The following is a 4,000-nucleotide window of genomic DNA, read 5'->3' on the forward strand; positions in this document are numbered from 1 at the left end:
ATGATCGCTCACGATCACCGGCAGTGGGAGCAGCAAGCCCGGAGGTTCTCATGAGCACTGCACCGGTCAAATCGCTGATTGACGAGCAACTTGAGCAGATCGAGCGCAGCCTGGCCATCATCGGCGCAGGCGTGCCCCGCGAACTTCCAGTTCAGCAGCTGCGGCCAGAGATCGTCGCGGCGCTCAAGGCTGGGCAGATCGCCGTGAGGCCAGCGCGATGACCCGATACCAGCGCGCCCGCCGCCTGGTGATCTGGCGCGGCTCCTTCTCTGCCCTCTTCGCCTGCACCGCCTTCATGCTTGCCAGCGCCCTAGCCGGCAGCATCACTTCCTGAATCACGTAGCCGAGCACGGCGGCCCTTCGGGATAACCGTACCCATTCGGGAGCGTAAGCGGCGAGAGCGCGCAACCATCCACCGCAGCCAGGGCCTGGAGCGTACCTCCGTGCCTGGGTGACCTGGCATTCCCTATTCCAACTGACGGCGCCGGCCTGGCGCGAGGTTTTCTAATGTCCGCAGTCATGAAACAGGCCGATCAGCATCCGGCCATGAGCGAAGATGCGCTCGTAGAAGTCCTAAGCGGCAGCCTGTATCCAGGCGCCCAACGCAATTCGGTAGTGATGGTCCTAGCCTACTGCAAGGCTGCCCAGCTTGATCCGATGCTCAAACCGGTGCACATCGTTCCGATCTGGAGCAAGGCAGCCGGAAAGATGGTGGACACCGTTATGCCGGGTGTCGGTCTCTACCGCATCCAGGCAGCACGTACTGGGCAATACGCCGGGATCAGCGAGCCTGAGTATGGACCAGCCGTGACCATGAATCTCGGCGGTGTGGAGGTCACGTTTCCAGAATGGTGTCGGATCACCGTAAGGCGGCAGATGACTGGCGGCCATGTTGCCGAATTCACCGCCAGCGAGCGATGGTTAGAAAACTACGCCACCGCGAAGAAGGACACCATGGCGCCTAACGCGATGTGGCTCAAACGTGCGTATGCACAGCTTGCCAAGTGCGCCGAGGCGCAAGCCCTGCGCAAGGCCTTCCCTGAGGTCGGATCAGCCCCTACGGCTGACGAGATGGAGGGCAAGGTGTTCGAAGATGGGCCGCGCGAGGTGAACACGCAGCGGCAGCCAGAACCTCATCCAGAGCCCACCGCACTAGACGACTACCCAGACGAAAAGCTTCAGGAAAACCTCCCCAAGTGGCGCGCCGCCGTAGAGGCTGGCCGGTCTTCACCGGACCACCTGATCGCCACTGTCAGCAGCAAATACACCCTGAGCGAGCAGCAGATCGAACAGATCAAGAACCTGGCGCCCATCGAAGGAGTATCCGAATGAAGATCCACAATGTAGCTCAGGGCAGCGCTGAATGGCACGCCCTCAGGGCCAAGTACTTCACTGCCTCCGAAGCGCCGGCAATGATGGGCGTCTCGAAGTATCAAACCCGCACTGAGCTGTTGCACCAGAAGAAGACGGGTATCGCTCAGGAGGTAACAGCGGCCCAGCAGGTTATCTTCGACCGCGGTCACGCAACTGAGGAGCTTGCCCGCCCTATCGTCGAGCGAATGATCGGCGAGGATCTCTTCCCGGTCGTGGGCACCGAAGACAATCTGCTGGCCTCCATGGACGGCATGACCTCGCTGGGCGATACGCTGTTCGAGCACAAGCTCTGGAATGAGTCGCTGATTGCTCAGGTGCGATCGGGCGAGCTTGAGCCTCATTACTACTGGCAGCTTGAGCAGCAGTTGCTGGTGACCGGCGCTGAGAAGGTGATCTTCGTGTGCTCCGACGGCACCGAGCAGAACTTCGTTTCTCTCGAATATTTCCCGGTACCTGGTCGCGCCGCTCAACTTGTTGAAGGCTGGACCCAGTTTGAACATGACCTCAGCAACTTCGAGCCAGCAGCACCAGCAGTAGAGGTAGTCGGCCAGAGCCCAGAGGCGCTTCCCGCCCTCCGTATCGAAGTAACTGGCCTGGTCACTGCCAGCAACCTGGAGCAGTTCAAAGCGCACTCGCTCGCGGTGTTCAGCAGCATCAACACCGATCTGCAGACGGACAAGCACTTCGCCGATGCCGAGAAGACGGTTAAATGGTGCGGCGAGGTTGAAGAGCGGCTGGCTGCCGCAAAACAGCACGCTCTCAGTCAGACCGAAACAATCGATGCCCTCTTCCGCGCAATCGACGAAATCAGCGCACAGGCCAGAGCTAAACGATTGGAGCTGGATAAGCTGGTCAAGGCGAGAAAGGTAGCAATTCGGGATGAGATCGTAATCGGCGCCGCAAAGGCTCTGCAGACACACATCGACAAGATCAACGAGTCGTTCGGCGGCAAGGTGCGCATGCCGCATGTAACAGCCGACTTCGCGGGCGCCATCAAGGGCAAGAAGACTATCACCAGCCTGCGCGACTCAGCGGACACTGAACTGGCCCGAGCCAAAATCGAAGCCAGTCAAATCGGCGATGGCATCCGAGCGAACCTCGAAAGTCTCCGCACTCTGGCAAAAGATCACGCCTTCCTGTTCAACGATGCGCAGCAGTTGGTGCTCAAGGACAATGATGACCTGGTAGCCCTAATCAAGGTCCGCATCAGCGATCACCAAAAGGGCGAAGAAGTAAAGGCCGAGCAGCAGCGTGAGCAGATCCGCCAAGAAGAACGCGAGCGAGCCGATCGAGAGGCTGCCGCCAAGCTGAATGCCCCGCAGACGACAAGCGCTGCTCCTGCGGCAGCTGAGCCGTCGCAAGCTCCCTCGAAGGTAGCGTCGCGAGCGGCTACCGATTCTACTACGAAGCCTCAGCTCTTCCAGGCGGAAGTCAGGGACTTCGAGGCGCTCGTCCAGGCTGTCGCTCGTGGCGAGGTTCATATCAGCGTTCTGACGGTCAACTGGCAGGCTCTCGACGCAATCGTGTCGGCCAAAGGCTCAGATTTCAGCGCTCCGGGGGTAACCCTGATTCAGGTGGCAGCATGAACCCATCAATCGACCTGGAGGCAGCAAAGGCTGCCTTCTTCGCATCTGGCGGTCAGCTTGTGGTGCTTGAGGGTTTCGAGTACGTGCCATTTCGGCAGCGCAAGCACCCTGAGCCGAAGCCAAAGCGGGTCAAGCCAGTCAAGCAGGAGCGCGGCGGCGAGCGTAAAAGCCGCGCCAAGGCACGCACAGCTCAGGTAGAAGAGCTCGCCAAGACCATGACCTGTGGCGAGGTTGCAAAGCTCCTGGGCGAAACCAAGACCGCTCTCTGGGGCGTAGCGGCGCGGGGAGGATTCAGGTTCTTCAGCCCGCCGAAGCCGGCCACACCGGCGAAGGCAAAAGCCGAACCGAGCCAGGAGGATCGTGATCTCGCCGACAAGATCATTGCCCTGCGTGATGCCGGCAAGTCCCGGTGGGGCGTGACTTTGGAGTTGGGCATCGGTAACTGCAGGCTCGCGCGAATTCTTGCCGAATTCGACATTGATTTCCCGCTCCAGCGGAATCGGGGGTAGGCCATGATCGCCACCATGTCTCAGCCTGTGCCAGCCGTGAAGTACGCGGCGGCCATGGCCAGGTCCACTGGTCAGCCTTGGGGCGTATACCGAGGAAACAAGCGTCTACTGGTGGTTATGCCGTCTGGCTCGACGAAAAAAACGCCGATTGAGGTGTGCCATCCATGAGGCGCATTAACAACCTGGTCCGCCAGCGCCGGCGGCAAGAACAATTCCACCTGCCGCCAAGCGGCCTACCGGAGAACCAAAATGCAGAAAGCACCCTCTGGAGTCGTCACCCTGCCGGCCTGGATGAATCGGCCGGTGCGAAAGCTGTACATCACCCGAAGCGGCGGCCAGTACCGGCCTGACGATGTGGCCCTGGCCTTTGCGCTGAGCCTAAGAGTGCACGACAGCGCCGACCACCTGCGCAGGCTTGCCCGGCGCCTGGTCGACAAGGTGTGCCTGGAGCATCAGCCGAACATGAAGCGCCTGGCCCGCGAGCCTGATGACGCCAAGGTTTTCGACGCAGAGCTCAAGATCATCAACCGG

The 4,000-nt window shown here is 60.6% G+C and carries 5 protein-coding genes; all 5 read left to right on the top strand.

Annotation, left to right across the window (positions count from 1 at the left end; translation table 11 throughout):
* Nucleotides 1-50 precede the first annotated feature (50 nt).
* A complete protein-coding gene (locus tag GYA94_RS27755) occupies nucleotides 51-221 on the top strand; it encodes a hypothetical protein (RefSeq protein ID WP_167524235.1) in 171 nt (56 codons plus the stop codon).
* A 298-nt stretch (nucleotides 222-519) separates the two neighbouring features.
* Nucleotides 520-1,332 (top strand): phage recombination protein Bet, encoded by an 813-nt coding sequence (gene bet, locus GYA94_RS23770; protein ID WP_029380609.1) that lies wholly within the window; start codon nucleotides 520-522, stop codon nucleotides 1,330-1,332.
* Nucleotides 1,329-2,960, top strand: coding sequence for a lambda-exonuclease family protein (locus GYA94_RS23775; RefSeq protein WP_161893218.1), 1,632 nt, complete (start codon nucleotides 1,329-1,331; stop codon nucleotides 2,958-2,960). Before bet ends, GYA94_RS23775 begins: the two co-directional genes overlap by 4 nt.
* Complete coding sequence (locus tag GYA94_RS23780) at nucleotides 2,957-3,469, top strand: hypothetical protein (protein WP_161893219.1); 513 nt, start codon at nucleotides 2,957-2,959, stop codon at nucleotides 3,467-3,469. Before GYA94_RS23775 ends, GYA94_RS23780 begins: the two co-directional genes overlap by 4 nt.
* 249 nt (nucleotides 3,470-3,718) lie before the next feature.
* The coding region (locus GYA94_RS23785; protein WP_161893220.1) for a DUF7740 domain-containing protein at nucleotides 3,719-4,000 on the top strand (282 nt) is incomplete at its 3' end.

This window comes from Pseudomonas juntendi, assembly GCF_009932375.1.
GTDB lineage: Bacteria > Pseudomonadota > Gammaproteobacteria > Pseudomonadales > Pseudomonadaceae > Aquipseudomonas > Aquipseudomonas juntendi.